Below are 17698 nucleotides of genomic sequence, written 5' to 3'. Positions count from 1 at the left end.
TATGGCCTCCTTTAAAAAAGTTTATAGAAAGAAGTCTTCTCTATTACTTGTTTCTTCAAATGGTCTAATTGAGCCGTACATGTACTCTCTAGGAACTGAGTACGTTTATGTCGGTCTTGTTCCGGGGGAACTTGTGGCCAAAGATCTCCACCGATGCTGACATAAATGTTTGGTTTTCTCTGTTGTTCGAAAGCATAGTATAGCGAAACAGGAATGATTTGTATTTGCTCGCTTTTTTCAATGATATAAGACGCTCCCGCCTGAAATTGGAGGGGGCGTTGTTCTAACGGACGCTCATCTCCTTGGGGGAAGATCCAGACTGCTTTGCCCTCGTCAATACGATCCTTGGCATAATTTAAAGAGGCAATAATATCTTTTGGGTTTGAACGATTAATAGAAAAGGTACCTATCTTTCTGAAAATCGGAAACGACTTTAACCCCTCTTCATGCATCATGCCATATCCATTTGCTTTGAATAAGTGTTTGTTTAAAAGAAAAATAATTAGTGGATCCCACCAAGTGCTATGATTAACGAGAAATAGTGTATGTTTCGTTGAAGAAGGAAGTGTTCCTGTATAAAATAGGTTGTTAAATTGAGATTTGAACATCCGTTTTAATACAAGGTGAAATCCCCATTCCCAAAATGGGCTTTTGTTTGCTGGTATCATAGTAATCTCCTTTTCTGTATGTACCATCTGATGGTAATGACCATAATGATTCCTACTAATGTAGCTGCAAGCCAAAGGTTTCCAATAATAGCTAGCCAGACAAACATTCCTTGTACACCCTCAAACACAAGAAACATACGATATCCCCATTGAGGATCTGATTGGCTTTTTCTCATAACTGAATATCCAATTAAGTGAAAGAATAAGCTCAAGAAAAACCAGCCTGTGAAATTTGAAAAAGGGATGCTATAATACATACCCGGTTCATCCCAGATCCAATACTCTTTTACATGGAAAGCAACAGGATCTAAAATTAGATCAATAGATACAGCGAGAGCACTTCCGATTAATAAGAAAGAAATAAAGAAATATCGTCCGTGTGGAGATAAAACTCTAGCAATCTCATGTGAACCAGCAATTACCATTAGCCATGCAAAACCGATTGAGATGGGAACACCACTTACCATGGGCCCAAAATCTTGTTCATAATGATAACTTCCGAACCACAAATTATATTGAACCCCGTAATGCTCAACAGCTATAGAAAAAACCACAATAAATAAGCTATATAAGAAACCAATTGTTATTCCAAAGCGTTTAACGAAATAAATTCCACCTATTAATCCTGCCACGATTAAAAAGACAGCGTTAGCCCATTCAAGTGCCGGGGGGATTAAATCAAAGGTAAGCAGGAAAAACCCACAAACGTACCAAAATACAAAAAAGCGAAATATCCAAACCAAATCTCTTCCTCCTTTTAACCTAAACACTTCATGATCGTTTATATTTAACATATACATGATATAGGTGTGTTTACTTGATTGTATTATAAAACATTGATCCTGTAGAATAATTATGCTTTTCTGATAATCTGGGGAGTTATAAGGTTATTGCCTATCAGCCTTAACAAGAATTATGATACTATTAATATGAGACTTTCAAAGAAAAAGGATTGAATAGAGCGAGGGATTTGCATGGAAAAATTCCTTCAAAACTTTCACACTGCTCAGCTTCAGACACTTAAGCAATTTGCTGAAGTCCTAACAGACGGTATATTTATTATGAAAGTAAAAAGGAAGGAAACACAACAACAGTACCTCTACGAATATTTAAATGAAGCGGCTATGGACATAGCTAGGCTTTCATCATTTTACATAGGCTCATCCATTCAGGATTGTATGATTGAGGAAGATGCGAACTTTTTGCAAAAAAAATACGATCAAGCTTTTACTACTCAAAGATCTGTGACCTATTCAGATTACGTTATCTTACCAAATGGGCAATTCAAAGCCGAAACTTTTTTGTATCCAGTTCACAATAAAAACGATACGCTTACCCATATTATTGGAATCACGAGGAATTTGAGTCATTTGTCGATTAAGACGAGTGAAGTGCGTCATGTTGATCGCCTGTTTCGATCTTACATTGATAACACTGAAGAAGCACTAGTCATGTTTGATATGAATCAACATATTCTAAACGTCAACCATTCCTTTTACCAAATGTTTGGTTATAGTAAAGAAGAGTTATTGAATGTGAAATTAGAAAGAATACAACCTCAGTTAACAATGACTATTCGTTCTCATTTTGATTCTTTAAACGAGGGAAAAAACATTTCTCGGTTTTCTTCAAAGTGGAAAAGAAAAGACGGATCATCTGTGTGGATATCAACAAACTTCACAACACTACCGAATGAGTCCGGAGACCAAGTTGCTGTGGTAGCATTCATACAAGATATTACAAAGGAAAAGATGGCAAAGCAAGCATTAGTGGAATCTCAGGAGCGGTATCGATTGATTGCAAATAACACCCAAGATCTGATTCAAATGTTAGATTGTAATGGGACGATTACTTATGCATCCCCCTCACATGAAATTGTACTTGGCATTGGTCCCTTTCGTATGATTGGGGGCAACTTGTATGAGTATGTATACTCAAAAGACCGGGAAGATGTAAAGGCTGCAATTGATTATTCTATCCGATCTAAAAAAGGACAACGAATTGAATATCGTATGCCCAGATCATCCTCTAATGCGCTGATATGGATGGAAGCGAACGTAAAACCGGTTTCTGATGAAGAGGGGAATGTGGCAAAGCTCATTTTCACAGCCAGGGATATTACAAAGAGAAAAGAAGCAGAAATGTCATTAAAAGAAATGGCTTATACAGATTATTTAACCGGACTCACGAATAGAAGGGTATTTGAAGAATTCCTTCATAAAGCGATGGCTCGAGTGAAACGGTCTGATGATTATCATTTTGGACTTATGTACTTGGATGGGAATGGGTTTAAGAAAGTGAATGATACGCTAGGCCACGATGTAGGTGATGAATTGTTAGTTTCGTTATCTAATAGACTTTTATCTATAGTGAGGGAAGAAGATCTTGTCTCTAGAATAGGTGGAGATGAATTTGCTATCCTCCTTCCTGATATTGAAACACAGCAACAACTAGAGAAAATTGCTACTCGTGTAATAAATAAGATGAAAGAGCCTATTGCTGTAGACGGTCAATTCATTCATTTCAGCTTTAGTATCGGTATTGCTATGGCTCCTGATGATGCAACAAGTGAATCTGAATTGTTGAAGAAAGCGGACCAGGCTTTATACTGTGCTAAACAAAAAGGGAGTACCGGATATATGTTCTCATCTTGGTTTAATGGCTAGCAATATGAATGGGGGAGTGCTATGGCTGGATTTAAAGAAATAACAATGGAGCATGATTACGTATCTTCAGTTATTCTGAATGTCACGAATCAAGAAGTACATCTCACGCCAGACGTAGCCCTTAAAAGTGGAGAGTATCAAATGGTTAGAAGTGAAGAGGAGAAGGAAGATTGTGAGCCTTTATTTCACATTATCCATCCTTTTATGGAATCAACAATAGCTGTGACGCTATTTACCATTCCTTTAAGGGAGCCACCTATAGGAGAAACGTACTTTCAATTCCTTCATTTAAATCCTTCTAAACACCCAGTCATTGTGAAAGCCAGGTTTGGAGACGTATTACACAAGAGCCTTGATTACAAAAGCGCAATAGGACCTATTCTTTTGTATACCCCAATGGATGTGCCAATCGACATTAATCAAAGTAAGGAACTGAATACTGTTTCTCTTGAGGGTTATGTGACACGACCAAATGTTTACACAATAGGAATCTATGTGGAAGATGAAGCGGTCCCTTATTGGATCGTTCATATAAAAGGCGCAAGGTCAGATTGTTGACCTTGCGCCCTTTTTTATATTAACGATATGCTTCAGCAGTTTTGTGATGTATTTTTTTATCTACACTTTTACGTAAGAATGGAATTGCGTAGCGGTCTAATCCATACTTTCCAGCGTTGTATCCCGCAACAAGGATAAAGATGGTTAAGATCACCATTTGGGGATTTGTGCTGGTTGTTCCACTTAATAAGAAAGCGAAATTCATGGTTATTCCCATAAGCGCAGCGAATGTAGTAAAGATACCTAATATAAGGGCAGCCCCTACAAGAATTTCTCCCCACATAACAAGGAAAGTGAACAATCCGCTATTAGGGATAGCGACCGTATCTAGAAAAGCAGCCCACCAGCCTTGAACGGCAGGATGTTCACCACTTGCTTTTCCAACAGCCCCTTGTAAGTAACCGTTGGCGTCAAAACCTGGACCAGTCAATTTGTGTATACCTGCCATAAACCATGTGTAACCTAAATATACTCGTATAATAGTTAATAGTGCAGCTACAATATTGTTCTCACGCAATACTTTGTTAAACATAAGAACCACTCCTTGGGTACAATATAGTACCATTCATTTTTTGGTCACTCAGGATGCGCCGGCTGTTGGTGAGTGATGTTTTCTCTACACTTATAATATATCATTAAAATAGCTTAAACGAACGGGATTGTGAATCAGTTCACAAACTGTTCAAGGTTTTATGACTAATGTGTGACAGGAGGATGGAGCGAGTAACAACCCCTTAATATAGTTATGATTTTTAAGGAAGTGAGGAGAGAAAAAAGTAGAAAAGGATATACCTTTTCTACTTAGAGGCTTGAGTAGTTATTTTATCTTGACGTGGTTTTCTCTTTAGTTCCTTTCAATAACTTTAATTGATCATTTTCATAGCCTATAAGGAATGTGACATCATATGTTTTAGTTATACGTTCTTTGGTGTTGCTGTCTTGATGATTCTCTTGGTTCTTCTTATGAACTGTCTCTTTAGCTTCAAGGGTTGCATTGACCTGATTATTTGCATTCACGTTCAAAGAAAGATCTGACAAATCAATATCTATAGTATGAATGTATTGATCTCGGAACTCTTGATAAGATTGTTTAGATTGCCATGTACTTCCAAGCATAGAGTATGCACTAATGTAATCTCGCATGAGGAGGCTCTCGTGGAAGTAATGAACTAAGTACTTAGCGTCTTCTTTTAATTGTGACTCAGTAAGGTTGCGATTTTCTGAAAAGCTTTCATACGTTAGATCCTTCGAGTCAGCATCCTTTGACCACTTATCTAACTGGTCTTTAACGTTTTGCAAGGGAAGGCTGAAACCAATAGCTCCTTGTTCAGCACCTGCTGAGTTGATCGCGAGAACTTCCCCAGTTTTTTGGTGGATTAAAGGCCCACCGCTATTCCCGTGAGTTATCGGTGCAGAAATCTGATAAGCATCATGATAAGTGAAGTCATTAATGGTGAATTCTCGATCTGTTCCAGAAATTGTACCCATGGTGACCGTGTTCTGCAATCCAAGTGGACTTCCTACGGCAATAATATCATCACCGATCTCACCACTTTCCTTTAAGTCCATATTCATAGGTGTTCGGTTAGATAGTTGTGGAATACGCAAAAGGGCAATATCTTTTTCTTTACCTACTCCGATCACAGCAGCAGGATACATTCTGGCATTCGTAGTTTTAATGAAAACAGAGTCATAACCTTCAACTACGTGAGCATTAGTAACAACGTCACCCTTTTCGTTATATACGAATCCTGAGCCGATACTTGACTCCGTTTCATTTGAGGCTTCGATTTGGACGACACTCTTTTCAGCTTCATGGATGAGTGTCTTTAAATCAATTTGTCTTGACTGTTTATTCCCAGTGACTTCCTGAGCCAGTGCACTTGGCTTTTTTATAGGCTCTTTGTATGTTGTTTTATAGATGGATACGAGGGCTATAGCTGTAATGGCAACAATGAAAAGTGTAATGGTAATTGGAAGTCTTTTGCTGTTTTTTTCCATAGTCTCATCCTTCTGTGTTAATTTAAGAACCACTTTACTTTGTTAATTTTCACCTGTAGAGCCTTTTGTAAATCGTAGTGAGTGAATTCAAATTGGCCCACCTCGTCAGGATATAATGTGTCTGGGTAGATATAGACTTCGTTCGTATCGACTACCATTCCATCTTTATTTAACAAATTGTAAGAGAGGGAAACGGAAGTGATCGGTACAGTCGCGACACTTTTCATTTTTCCTTTTACAACAAGGTTGTCTTGCTTATTTAGATTCTTTTCGATTTTAACAATTTCTACAGCATCATTTTTATTTTTCTTATGTTCTTCTTCGGCTGTAATCATAGCTTGTTCGATTCGATTTTGCTGTGCTGTTTCAAAGGCTGCTTTTTCTTTCTCAACTGTAGTTTTTAAACTTTGAAGTTTCTGGCTTTCTGGTGCATAACGTAGTCCTTCTTCTACAAAGCTTCGAGCTATAGAGAATTGGTTTTGTTTTAAAGCTTCATTGGCATTTGAGAAAGCATGAGAGATAATTTGTTCTTGTATAGTGTTGGCCATAGTTTGAGCTTTCTCATTTTGTATAGCTTCAATTTGCCATAAAACACTTTTTAATTTTGATATGGAGGAATCCTGATTAATATTGGCTTTGATCTGAGCTACTTTTGCTTTATTGCGAATCGTTACAATATCTTCTATAAGCTTTTGAATTAACTCACCATCCATGTTGTTTAGTTTTCCTTCAGCTCTCTCTACCTTCTTTAGAGCTTCTTGAAATTGTTCATTTGCTATATGATATTTGGCGTCCTTAATGAGGGAATCAATTTGTATAGCGAGATCCATATATTGTTTATTCTGATTGGCGGCAGGGAATTTATATGTGAGTCTTAAGCAATCGTTAAAATACTTTTTAGCAGCTTCATATTTTCCTTCTAATGCCAATTGTTCCCCTTTTTCTAGTTTTTCTTCTGCTTTACTAGATTGATAATCAATGAACCAATAAGAACCAGCTGTGAATGTAATACAAAAAAGAAGAACAGATAAGGGAAGCACCCACCATGTGTTAAAGCTTTTCTTATACTCTTTTGACCTTGTATGTATATCTTCAGGAACAGATTTACCGCAAGAGACGCAATAGATCTCATTGCTATTAATTCTTGTTCCGCAATAGGGGCAATATGCCATAGTTTCACCATCTTCCGAGCATCTAATGTTGATACTAGTAGTTTATCATAATCCTTCTGGAAGAAGCACCCATATTTTGGGGATAAATTATAGGGCAAACGTCGAGGGGGAACTTAACACATTTTGTTTTTAAAAAAGTAAATAATTTGTGGCATTTTCTGATAAAATACAAATGAATGTACATATTAGGGGGTGGACTTAATGGGTGAAATGTTTCAAGTCGTGTTTGGGATTGTTTCCTTAGTGATCCTGCTAGTAAATATTGGTTTTTGCATTTTTGATCATGGTTAAAATAAACAAAAGTCCCTTCATTACAGAAGGGGCTTTTTTATTTAGAGAGGTACAGTTTAATCATGTTTTTAATAGAAAAAAGGAGAACCGTATAACGGGTCTCCTTTTAAAGATAGTATTAGCGTGTCCAGTTCAATTCATCGAATGGGTAAATAACAAGTTCTGATCGACCTATAACTTCATCATGATTAATAAATCCGAGTCCATTACGGCTGTCCTTAGAAACAATACGATTATCTCCCATTACAAAGTACTCATCTTCTGGAACTTCCTTTTCAGAAAAAGGAAAAGTACCTTGAATAGCCTGTTTATTCAGATAATCTTGTTCTACTTCTTTGCCATTTACATATAAAGAGTGGTCTTCACTTACTTCAACCGTGTCCCCTGGTAAACCGATGATACGTTTGACATAGTTTTTAGTTGGGCGTTGGATAATCACAATATCTCCACGTTCTGGTTCGCCCACCAAGTATACGAATTTATTATACATGACACGTTCTCCATCTTCTAAAGTGGGGTCCATGCTTGTGCCCTCTACAATAGATGTGGCAAAAACAAAGTGTCGAATTGCAAAAGCTAGTACAAGGGCGAAACCAATGGCTTTTGTCCAGTCCAATATTTCTTTTAGAATTTTATTCTTCAAGTATGATCTTCCTTTCGTCTCCTGATGAGCTCTTCTTTGTCTATCGTATCATAGATTAGGAAATGTCTAGATATGTTTTTTAGCATATTGCTTTAATGTTTGTACTAAATTGTTGCGCCATGTACGATCAGTGTCTAGGTCAATACCCGCTTGTGGTACACCGGCGATGGATTTGTTCCACCTAATGGTTCCAGGTGCAGAGAACTCCTGATCAAGGAGGGTGAAGAAAATATGAACGGTTTCTTCAGTTTTCAAGTCTAATGATTCTAATGGTTCAATCCGAATTCCGTGTTGACTAATATCCCATATCTTCATTTCGACTTCTTCTTCATTTGTGGGATTTTTCAATTGGCCCATAACTGGGGTACCAAACGTGTATCGGAATGGTTCATTTCTTTTAAAGTACATCGAATACCTCCTTGAAGATAAAATGGAAAAGCATTCTTTATAGCATAAGCTTAGAAGAATGCTTTTTGTTCAATTATGAAAGTGGGCTTTTGTGCGTATGAATCTTGGAATTCTTAAAATGTTGCCAGCCCAACTTCCTTTCTATAATTTAATCATAATACCAAAACTAAACAAATTATAAAAAGATTCTATTAAAATAGCAATAGGAATATTTGTCGATAATTGTAAATAGATTGGAGCCGAATTAGGAGTTTATGGGATGATTTGTCTTATTTTGCGATCAGCTTTACAAGGGGATCATTTGTTTGGCATAATGAGTTTATATACAATATATGGTGTTTAGTTCGTTGTTCTTTATCAATATGTTACATTTTTGAATGGATATTCGTATGGGATTAAGGGGCAATACATCATTTCTTTAAGACATTTAAGTTAGTGCTTTTTATAACAATGCTGAATCTGTAGAAAGAACACGTCTACTTGTCGTTTTAATACTTAATTTAAGGATATATAGTTGGTGGAGAGGGTGGGGGATATGGTTGCTTGCTTATTAACAAGAGGTCAATTATTAGAGCGGATAGAACGGTTACGGCACAGAATGATCGTAGTAGCAGAGGTAAAAGGCTTTACTTGTGAGGAATCACTAAGGCTTAGCCAGCAGTTGGACGAGTTATTAAACCTATATCATCAACAGGGTAAAAGCAGAAATCATATAACAAACCAGTAGGATAAGCCTACTGGTTTGTTTTTTGGTCTTTTTCTTCACTTAGTTCCTCGAAGCTTTTTACTTTGCCATGAGGGTTTTGCTTCTCTTTTCGTTGACGTAAAGCACGCTCTTTTCGTCGTTTTTGATGACTCATCTCCTAATCACCTCATATATAGGATGCCTCACTTTTACTGTTATATGAGAGTTGATTTAGTCAAGTACGCCTCTAATCGATCTAATCCCTCTTTCAAGGTATCAATATTATAGGCATAAGATATGCGCATATAGCCTTGGCCATGTGAAGAAAAAGCATCACCTGGGACAAGAGCTAATTTTGCTTCTTCAACTAAGTCTACACCAAAGTCAAAAGAGCTTTTTTCAAGTCCAGGGAAATAAGGGAATACATAAAATGCTCCACCTGGTTTCGTGCAAGGTACTCCCATGTTTGTGAGGCGCTGGTAAACATAGTCTAACCGTTCTTTATATTCTGCCCGCATTGCTTCTGTATCTGCTTTACCACCTTCAATTGCTGCTAAGGCAGCGTGTTGGCTGATAGAAGTTGGGCAAGATACATTATACTGATGCACCTTTAACATTTCTTTTGAGAGCCAAACAGGAGCTAATGTATAACCAATACGCCAACCGGTCATAGAATGCGATTTAGATACCCCGTTAATGACAATGGTTTTTTCCCTCATCCCTTCTTGAGTTGCTATGGAAGTATGTGGTTCATCGTATGTTAACTGGCTATAGATTTCATCTGAGAGTACGAATAGATCTCTTTCTTTCAAAAATGTAGCAAGGGCTTCTATTTCTTCTTTTGTAAGTGTTGCACCTGTTGGGTTAGATGGATAAGGCAACACAACACATTTGGTTTGGTCTGTAATATGTTTTTTTAAAGTATCAACCGTTAATTTGAAATCGGTATGAGTTGTATCAGCATGGACTGGAATTCCTCCAGCAAGACGAATACATGGTTCATATCCAGGATAGACAGGAGCTGGAAGAATGACTTCATCTCCAGGTGTTAGAATTGTTCGAAACGTAAGATCAATAGCTTGTGAAGCACCTACGGTTGTAATAATTTCCGTATCCGGCTGATAGGAAAGACCGTATTCTTGTTCAGCAAATTTAGATATAGCTTTTCGAAGTGGCAACATACCTGCATTGTGGGTATACGAGGTTTGATTGTCATTGATGGCTTCAATTCCAGCTTGCTTAATATGCTGGGGTGTTGGGAAATCTGGTTGTCCAATTGTTAATGAGACAACACCCTCTTTCCCGGAAACCATATTAAAAAATTTGCGAATTCCTGATATCTGTATGGATTGTAAGTGCGGATTTATTAAATGATGCACTGTTGTCACCTCCGGTTGTCATATACACGTCATCCATAGTGGTTGACGTTTTAATAACCATCTTAACATGATTTTATTGTTTGAAGGAAATTAGGTTGTATAGAGCTTGTAAGATTTGAGGAATGGCTTTCAGTTTATCCGTGACATTGTCTATACATTTGAAACGTGTATTTTTTTATTATGTCAAGAGTTGTTGTTATAATAAGTACAATATATGAACGAAGAAAGGGGAGGCCTGTTATGAATGGAACTGGACTTGTGTTAGAAGGTGGAGGCATGAGAGGTGCTTACACAGCTGGTGTATTGGATTTCTTTCTAGATGCAGAGCTACATTTCCCGTATGTTGTTGGGGCATCAGCAGGGGCTTGTAATGGTACTTCTTATGTAGCCAGACAAAAAGGACGTAATTATAAAGTTTTGGTAGAGTATGGTGGTCATCCTGAGTACATATCTTATAAAAGGGCTATTACCAAGCGTGAGTTGTTTGGGATGGACTTTATCTTTAATAAGCTTCCAAATGAACTTGTTCCCTTTGACTATGAAGGGTTCTTTCATTATTCAAAGCAAACGAAATTCGTTGTCGGAACGACAGATGTTCATACTGGCCAGCCTACTTATTATGACTTTTTTGAAGATGGACCTACTTTAATTTCACTCATTCGTGCTTCAAGCTCCTTGCCTTTTATTGCTCCCATGATCTCTCATGAGGGCAAACAGCTTCTTGATGGTGGTATTGCAGACCCTATACCTATATCTGCTTCTATTCAAAATGGAAACACCAAGCACGTTATAATTTCTACGCGTAATCCAGGCTATCGTAAGGAGAAGATGAAGTTTTCTTGGTTGGTAAAACAGAAATTTAAAAGCTATCCCAATTTGACGAACGCTTTAGAGAGAAGACACCTACGCTATAATGACACCGTAGAAGAGGTAGATGACCTAGTGGAACAAGGGAAAGCCTTTGTTATACAGCCTAAAAAACCGCTTGCCGTGAGCCGAATTGAACGCAATCGGAACAAACTGCATTGCTTATATGAACAAGGATATGAAGAGGCAAAAGAGCAATACGGCGATTTGATTCACTTTCTTGAATCATCTATGAGCCCTGTTACATTATAAAATGATCACAGTTGTATAACGATGAATTTGAGAATTTAAATAGAATCACTGTTATATCTACAATAGATCCTTATTCGTTCTATTCTCAAATAGATAACGCCCTTCTTGTCTGGGTATAGGTATATCTGTTCTACCTGGTGACGATACTTGTACTAATTACGGGTAGGAGGTATGGGAATGGAAGAATTTTTAACGTTTAATTGGCTTATAAAAGAGGCTCAATTAACCCCTCTTGGTATCACGGATCTCCATTTGCACTTTTTTTTCGGGATGATTTTGATTGTTTTATTCTACAATATCGTTCGTCCTATTATATACTGGATGATCTTATTAAAATGGGATAGATTGTTAAGCTATATGGTTGCAGGTCTGACCGTATTATTTATACTAACATTTTATGAAGTGTACCAAGGGGCTACTGAAACTGGAGACGTTGAGGTAAGGGACGTAGCAAATGGAGCATTTGCTTTAATATGTTTTGGTGGGTTTGTTATTTGTTCCTACGCTATTGAACGAGTCATAAAATATGTGAAGCAATCTAAAAAGCAAAAGCCCAAAGGTGTGTGAAGATTTTAAGTTTCCTTCTTTTTGTTTGAATGATATGGTGTACAGGGTACAAAATAAGTGGAACTTAGTATCCTAAGAATACGTACATATAGGTAATGAGAAGGAGGAGATGACATGCTAGGAGCAGCAACTGGTTTAGGTATTGCTGGATTGTTTGTCGGAATCACAGCGTTTATTCTTATAGCTTTATTTATATTGAATATTGTTACAAGTATTTGGGCATATAGAGATGCTCAACGTAAAGGGAAAAGTAAAGAGTATGCTATTATCGTATTAATTCTAACAATAATTTTTCCTTTCATTGGACTTATTGTCTATTTCTTTATCCGCAACGACTAAGGTCTAATAATGTAGATACGATTTATGACGAAACCCTTTATGGTTTCGTCTTTTTTTGTTGTGCTAGTTTCAGGCAATTCCTTAATGATGAGGACCCGCTTATGTGGTGATTCCTTCTTTAGAGGAATAATTTAGTACTAAAAACCTATGAAAATATTGGGGTTCCTTCTATAATAGAGAAGTGTAAGCCATTTTTAGGGAGGTTTCAGCATGGATTCATATGATAATGGTATTTTATTAGAAAGTGGAACAAATGAATTAGAGGTTGTTGAGTTTGGCATTGGGCAAAACAAGTTTGGAATTAATGTGATCAAGGTTAAAGAAATACTTAATCCTATACAAGTAACAAAAATTCCTCATGCTCATCATTCGGTAGAAGGGATTATTGAAATTAGGGGGGAGGTTGTACCGGTAGTTGATGTAGCTCATGCATTAGGATTTCCGGAATCCGACCAACCAGAGTTAGATAAGTTTATCCTAGCTGAATTCAATAAAACGAAAATTGTCTTTCACGTACATACCGTTACACAAATTCATCGTATATCCTGGGAGAATATAGAGAAACCTGGTAAGATGTACCAAGGTTTAGAGACTCAAATAACGGGTGTTATTAAAAGGGAAAGTGAAATGCTTCTTATGCTTGATTTTGAGAAGATGGTGGCGGATATTAACCCTGAATCAAGCATAAACATCGATCAAATGAAGACATTAGGTGTGCGTGAGCGTTCCCAAAAGCGCATATTAATAGCTGAGGATTCTGCGATGTTAAGGGGCATGTTAGAAGAAACTCTAGGGGAAGCTGGATATGAAAATGTTCATTTGTTTGAGGATGGTAAAGAGGCAGTAGATCACCTTTATAGTGTAATAAATGAAGGGAAAGCTGTGGAAGACGAATACCAACTCATCATAACGGATATTGAAATGCCACGCATGGACGGGCACCACTTTACGAAGCAAGTTAAAGAAGATCCTTCTTTGCAACATATTCCTGTTATTATTTTTTCTTCTCTTATTACGGATGACTTAAGACATAAAGGGGAAATGGTGGGAGCGAACGACCAAATTTCGAAGCCTGAAATTGTAGAACTAGTTAAGAAGATCGATCAATTAATCCTATAAAAAAATCGGCTATAGTAGCCGATTTTTTTATAGCTTATTTTTTGTCTATCAATACGAGACCTTTTCGTGCATACTTTCATACCATTTTGTAACTTCTTTATTTAACTGCCTTGGAGTTTCTGTGAAAGGGGTATGTTTATTTACAAGCAACTGTTCCTCTTCACTAAGACGTTCATATGCATCCTTCATTTCTTCAGACCATTTCATAAACTGATTGAGCTCATACATGAAATTCTTCATTTCGCTCACATTTCATCCCTCCTTATGGTAGGAATTCCTTCCCTTGGAGGAGTTGAAACCTTTAAATAGGCTGTTATCTTCGTCTATCCTTTTGCTCCCAGGAAACAAGCTGCCCCCAAGGTGCATAGTGAGGATTACTGTATGGAGACCTTGTATGTCTTTTGTTTCTTTGTTCCGCAGTTACTTTGCTTTCTTCCTCCCAATTTAGATAGCGATAAAGCACTTTTTTTGCTTTTGATAAAGAAAGACTTGGTTTTGGGTTTCGATAGGATTGATCGATGTTACCTAAGTGCTTAAGCGCTTGGAAGTCTTCTTTTCGAGGGGGAATATGGAAATAGTAATTAGCAACTTGTACCAAAAGAGTGGAGTGCTGATGGCTATATTTCGGGTGGTCGGAATAGTGGAGGCCGATCTTTTTCGCATGTTTTTGGGCGATTAGTTGCTGAATCGCTTTTTTCTTAAGTGTATACAAATGTCTGGGATCTGGCGCCGTTTTGGCATGGCGGTTAACGACATATATAGCTTCCGCAATTTCCTTTGTAGAAGAATGTTTTACATCATTTTTCAAAAAACTTCCTCCTTTATCATAACTATTACCATCGTACAAAAGGTGGTCGGAAAAAGCAAATTTAAAAAATGATGAGAGCTCTTTAATAGAAGAGACCCTCACCTTTAAGTTATTGAATATAACCTTTTAAATCCTCGAATAAAGGTTCCATGTTATTTATGTCTGTTCCAATATACCCTTTTATGGCGTTGCCTTCAGGGGTGATAATATACATCCGAGAAGAATGCATAAAGTCATAATCAGGTTGACCTTCAGGGGCGTCTTTTAAAGGTAATTTCTCAACAGGAGCTTTAAAGGATTTTAAGGCGAACTCTTTAATCGTTTCAGGCTCATAACCAGTTAAAAAATCCCAATTTGAAAAGTCGGCCTGAAATTTATTAGCGTAGTCTTTTAAAACTTCAGGTGAATCATATTCTGGATCAATGGAAAAAGAGACAAAGCGAACCTGGTCCTCCAGGCCAGCCTCTTCCACCATAGTTTGTAATCTTGCCATATTATTCGTCATAGGAGGGCAGGCACTTGTGCAATTTGTAAAAATAAAGTCTGCTACCCAAAAATCCCCTTTTAAATCTTCTTTAGAAACGGTTTCCCCGTCCTGATTTGTAAACTCAAATTCTTTGACATCGTACGAGTAATCTCCTTCATAGCCTTTTGAGTTAGAACAGGCCGTTAATAAAAGAATCATTAAAAGAAACCCAATTCCTATAAACCTTCGTTTCATATCGTATCCCCCATTTTGCCTCAAGTTTCTACCTAAAGAATAGTTTAACATGAAGCTTAGAATGGAAGCTATGAACATTTCGTGAAACGGTTTTGAAGGTTAAAAATACGGCCTGTAATAGGGAGGGCAAGCATATGGGCGGCATCCGTATGGCGGATAATATGGATATGGTGGATAAGGGTATGGTGGTCTGAATGCACCGTAAAATAGCGGAGCAACGGCTAACCCTGTTAAAAATGGTATAAATGGTCCGACAAAGCGCTGATCTCTTTGTCCTGCGTGAGGTATAGTTCTGTACATTCCTTGATGATTAAAGAGTTGGTTTTGATGCATAGGTGACTCTCCTTTCACTATAGACTCTTTAATCAGTCTATGTGAATGTGGGTGATGTTGAGTCTGTCCTTTTAAGTATCGTCTATATTTATACTTAATATTGAATTTTCAATTCTTTCACATAAGCTCCGATATACAAAAGGATTGAAGGTGTAAGGATGTTTCCGTTTGCTTTATTAGAGTGTAAGATGGGTATGGAAAGCGAGTCGTTTCTAAGCCCCCCTAACACTCAATAAATGTAAAGGCTCCATTTAAATCCTATTGTGTCAGTTGCAAGTCTCCCATATTACTATCCTATTCTTGAAGAAAGCTATTAAAAACATCACGACAAAACTTTAATAGAGCCTACGGAAAAAGACTACTTTCGTGTGAAAGTAGTCTAAGTTTGTTTAAGCGTATGGATGGTGTATTCGGGCCGGCATAGGAATCTATATGGTTCACGAGTGGTACCAATACCACGGCTAACGTATATAGATAGTGGGTAATTGCCTGTTTTGTACCAACCTTCAACATACCGTTCAGCGAGTGGAGGAGTAATAAGGTGTCCGATGAAGGGGATTTGTACTTGGCCACCGTGACTATGTCCTGAAAGCTGTACATCTACTTCATATTGTTTAACTGATTCTGCGTAATCTGGTTCGTGACAAAGAAGTAGAGTGAAAAAGTCTCTTTCTCTTCCTTGTAGCGCGTTGGCAATATTCGGCCTTCCGAGCATAACGTCATCAAGGCCAGCTAATAAAATTTGATTACCTTGCTCTTCAATAAGAGTTTGACTATTTTGGAGGAGTTGAAAGCCAGCTTTCTTCATTGTATCGGCTATTATTTCTGTTCCATAGCCACCGTGATCGTGATTTCCATAAATCCAAAACTTGCCCATTGGAGCATCCAATCTGCTTAATATAGTTGCTACTTTCTCAAAAGTAAGAGTTGGCACTTCGTCTGGAGCGTCAATTAGGTCCCCGGTAAATAGTAACAAATCAGGCTGTTGCGCCTGAATGGATGTTACTAGTTTTTCAAACTGTGCTAGATCGTAATGAAAACCAATATGTGTATCGCTAAATTGTAAAATCCTTTTGTTATGGAAAGAGGATGGTATACGAGAAGATTCAATGACCTCTTCTTGAACTGTAAGCATGGAAGGCTCAATATGTCTAGCATAATAATAGGTCCCTCCACCAATCCCGAACAAGCTTAAAACGCTACCAAAAAGGCGCTTCATGAATGTTCGACGAGTAATAGGTTTTGACATAAGTTGTTCACGCCTTTTTACGAATCTGTTAATCCCTTAAGTAGGGATAGTAGCATTATAGCATGTATGTTTATTTAAATTGGAAAATTTCCTGAGATGAAATGAAATTGAAAAAATACACAACTTTGAAAGGGTTTTCAACAGTTTATAAAGAATTCATACAAAAAGGAGGAATAGCTGATGAAAGACGAGGTCGTTATTGTTACAGGTGGATCAAGTGGAATGGGGAAATACATGGCTCAAAAATTTGCCAATGAAGGCGCTAATGTAGTCATTACTGGACGTAATCAGGAACGGTTAGACCAAGCAAAGAGTGAGATTATGATCGGCGCAGAAGGTTCCGTACATACGATAGTGATGGATGTAAGAAAACCTGAGGATGTAGAACGAATGATAAAAGAGACCGTTGAAACATATGGAGGTCTCCATCATTTAGTTAATAATGCTGCAGGAAATTTCATTTGTCCCGCTGATAAGTTGTCCGTTAATGGATGGAACTCGGTTATTGATATTGTATTAAATGGAACGTTTTATTGCTGTCGTGCCGCAGGGGACTATTGGATGAAAGAGGGAATAAAAGGAAACATTTTGAACATGGTCGCTACATATGCATGGGATGCTGGAGCAGGAGTTATACATTCTGCAGCTGCAAAATCGGGTGTTCTTTCAATCACGCGTACATTAGCTGTTGAATGGGGATACAAATACGGTATTCGGACGAATGCGATTGCCCCTGGGCCTATTGAACGTACTGGAGGAGCTGATAAGTTATTTGAGTCAGAAGAAGCGGCAAAGAGAACCTTGGAGTCAGTTCCATTGAAACGGTTAGGGCAACCTGAAGAAATAGCTGAATTAGCTCATTTCATTCTTTCAGATAAAGCTTCTTATATGAATGGAGAAGTTGTTACATTAGACGGTGGTCAGTGGTTAAATAAATTCCCGTTTTAATTTAAGTGTCTAAAAAAGTGGGTC

At 37.6% G+C, this 17698-nt stretch carries 22 protein-coding genes; 8 read left to right on the top strand and 14 right to left on the bottom strand.

The annotated features are described in order from the left end of the window. Window positions 1-11: 11 nt before the first annotated feature. On the bottom strand, window positions 12-668 hold the full coding sequence (locus N780_RS05210; protein ID WP_036781045.1) for a lysophospholipid acyltransferase family protein: 657 nt from the start codon (window positions 666-668) through the stop codon (window positions 12-14). After that, window positions 665-1411, bottom strand: coding sequence for a carotenoid biosynthesis protein (locus N780_RS05205; protein ID WP_036781043.1), 747 nt, complete (start codon window positions 1409-1411; stop codon window positions 665-667). The genes N780_RS05210 and N780_RS05205 overlap by 4 nt, the downstream gene beginning before the upstream one ends. 231 nt (window positions 1412-1642) lie before the next feature. Between N780_RS05205 and N780_RS05200 the strand changes: the two genes are divergently transcribed. Together N780_RS05200 and N780_RS05195 are read left to right on the top strand one after the other, a co-directional pair. Then, a complete protein-coding gene (locus tag N780_RS05200; protein WP_036781041.1) occupies window positions 1643-3334 on the top strand; it encodes a sensor domain-containing protein in 1692 nt (563 codons plus the stop codon). Between the two features lie 21 nt (window positions 3335-3355). Continuing rightward, a complete protein-coding gene (locus N780_RS05195; RefSeq protein WP_036781038.1) occupies window positions 3356-3892 on the top strand; it encodes a hypothetical protein in 537 nt (178 codons plus the stop codon). A gap of 19 nt (window positions 3893-3911) precedes the next feature. Here the strand turns inward: N780_RS05195 and N780_RS05190 are convergent, their stop codons facing one another. From N780_RS05190 to N780_RS05170, 5 genes are all read right to left on the bottom strand, one after another. Continuing rightward, the gene (locus tag N780_RS05190) at window positions 3912-4424 is read right to left on the bottom strand and encodes a DoxX family protein (protein ID WP_036781036.1); all 513 of its coding nucleotides are present in this window, start codon (window positions 4422-4424) and stop codon (window positions 3912-3914) included. Window positions 4425-4714: 290 nt separating this feature from the next. Then, window positions 4715-5893 carry a S1C family serine protease gene (locus N780_RS05185; RefSeq protein WP_036781034.1) on the bottom strand — a complete coding sequence of 393 codons (1179 nt, stop codon included), beginning with the start codon at window positions 5891-5893 and terminating at the stop codon, window positions 4715-4717. 17 nt (window positions 5894-5910) lie between these two features. Next, window positions 5911-7065, bottom strand: a complete 1155-nt coding sequence (locus N780_RS05180) for a zinc ribbon domain-containing protein (protein WP_036781031.1) — start codon at window positions 7063-7065, stop codon at window positions 5911-5913. A gap of 409 nt (window positions 7066-7474) precedes the next feature. Next, window positions 7475-7999: a signal peptidase I gene (gene lepB, locus N780_RS05175; RefSeq protein WP_036781029.1), complete on the bottom strand. Its 525-nt coding sequence runs from the start codon at window positions 7997-7999 to the stop codon at window positions 7475-7477. 66 nt (window positions 8000-8065) lie between these two features. Continuing rightward, the gene (locus N780_RS05170; protein WP_036781027.1) at window positions 8066-8407 is read right to left on the bottom strand and encodes a PilZ domain-containing protein; all 342 of its coding nucleotides are present in this window, start codon (window positions 8405-8407) and stop codon (window positions 8066-8068) included. 535 nt (window positions 8408-8942) lie between these two features. Between N780_RS05170 and N780_RS05165 the strand changes: the two genes are divergently transcribed. Further along, complete coding sequence (locus tag N780_RS05165) at window positions 8943-9134, top strand: aspartyl-phosphate phosphatase Spo0E family protein (RefSeq protein WP_036781024.1); 192 nt, start codon at window positions 8943-8945, stop codon at window positions 9132-9134. Window positions 9135-9141: 7 nt separating this feature from the next. Here N780_RS05165 and N780_RS20130 read toward each other — a convergent pair whose 3' ends face one another. Both N780_RS20130 and N780_RS05160 read right to left on the bottom strand, forming a co-directional pair. Further along, on the bottom strand, window positions 9142-9267 hold the full coding sequence (locus tag N780_RS20130) for a DUF6254 family protein (RefSeq protein ID WP_232299495.1): 126 nt from the start codon (window positions 9265-9267) through the stop codon (window positions 9142-9144). A 40-nt stretch (window positions 9268-9307) separates the two neighbouring features. Further along, a complete protein-coding gene (locus N780_RS05160) occupies window positions 9308-10471 on the bottom strand; it encodes an aminotransferase A (protein WP_036781020.1) in 1164 nt (387 codons plus the stop codon). Window positions 10472-10711: 240 nt separating this feature from the next. Between N780_RS05160 and N780_RS05155 the strand changes: the two genes are divergently transcribed. The 4 genes from N780_RS05155 (at window position 10712) to N780_RS05140 (ending at window position 13615) form a co-directional block, all read left to right on the top strand. Next, the gene (locus N780_RS05155) at window positions 10712-11590 is read left to right on the top strand and encodes a patatin-like phospholipase family protein (protein ID WP_036781018.1); all 879 of its coding nucleotides are present in this window, start codon (window positions 10712-10714) and stop codon (window positions 11588-11590) included. Between the two features lie 177 nt (window positions 11591-11767). Further along, complete coding sequence (locus N780_RS05150) at window positions 11768-12157, top strand: hypothetical protein (protein WP_036781017.1); 390 nt, start codon at window positions 11768-11770, stop codon at window positions 12155-12157. 114 nt (window positions 12158-12271) lie between these two features. After that, window positions 12272-12496 carry a PLDc N-terminal domain-containing protein gene (locus N780_RS05145; RefSeq protein WP_036781014.1) on the top strand — a complete coding sequence of 75 codons (225 nt, stop codon included), beginning with the start codon at window positions 12272-12274 and terminating at the stop codon, window positions 12494-12496. 210 nt (window positions 12497-12706) lie between these two features. Next, the gene (locus N780_RS05140) at window positions 12707-13615 is read left to right on the top strand and encodes a chemotaxis protein (RefSeq protein WP_036781011.1); all 909 of its coding nucleotides are present in this window, start codon (window positions 12707-12709) and stop codon (window positions 13613-13615) included. A 48-nt stretch (window positions 13616-13663) separates the two neighbouring features. Here N780_RS05140 and N780_RS05135 read toward each other — a convergent pair whose 3' ends face one another. From N780_RS05135 to N780_RS05120, 5 genes are all read right to left on the bottom strand, one after another. Then, window positions 13664-13864, bottom strand: coding sequence for a hypothetical protein (locus tag N780_RS05135; RefSeq protein WP_036781009.1), 201 nt, complete (start codon window positions 13862-13864; stop codon window positions 13664-13666). Between the two features lie 64 nt (window positions 13865-13928). Then, window positions 13929-14423, bottom strand: a complete 495-nt coding sequence (locus N780_RS05130) for a YkyB family protein (RefSeq protein ID WP_036781007.1) — start codon at window positions 14421-14423, stop codon at window positions 13929-13931. Window positions 14424-14532: 109 nt separating this feature from the next. After that, on the bottom strand, window positions 14533-15144 hold the full coding sequence (locus N780_RS05125; RefSeq protein WP_036781005.1) for an SCO family protein: 612 nt from the start codon (window positions 15142-15144) through the stop codon (window positions 14533-14535). A gap of 99 nt (window positions 15145-15243) precedes the next feature. Then, window positions 15244-15477, bottom strand: a complete 234-nt coding sequence (locus N780_RS19695; RefSeq protein ID WP_198135832.1) for a hypothetical protein — start codon at window positions 15475-15477, stop codon at window positions 15244-15246. A 379-nt stretch (window positions 15478-15856) separates the two neighbouring features. After that, on the bottom strand, window positions 15857-16726 hold the full coding sequence (locus N780_RS05120) for a metallophosphoesterase (RefSeq protein WP_036781003.1): 870 nt from the start codon (window positions 16724-16726) through the stop codon (window positions 15857-15859). Between the two features lie 180 nt (window positions 16727-16906). Between N780_RS05120 and fadH the strand changes: the two genes are divergently transcribed. After that, entirely contained in the window at window positions 16907-17674 is a 768-nt protein-coding gene (fadH, locus tag N780_RS05115) for a 2,4-dienoyl-CoA reductase (RefSeq protein ID WP_036781000.1), read from the top strand. Window positions 17675-17698: the final 24 nt, after the last annotated feature.

Source organism: Pontibacillus chungwhensis BH030062, assembly GCF_000770675.1.
Classification (GTDB): Bacteria; Bacillota; Bacilli; order Bacillales; family BH030062; genus Pontibacillus; species Pontibacillus chungwhensis.
Note: the sequence above shows the minus strand (reverse complement) of the source record. Positions and strands in the feature narration are given on the sequence as shown.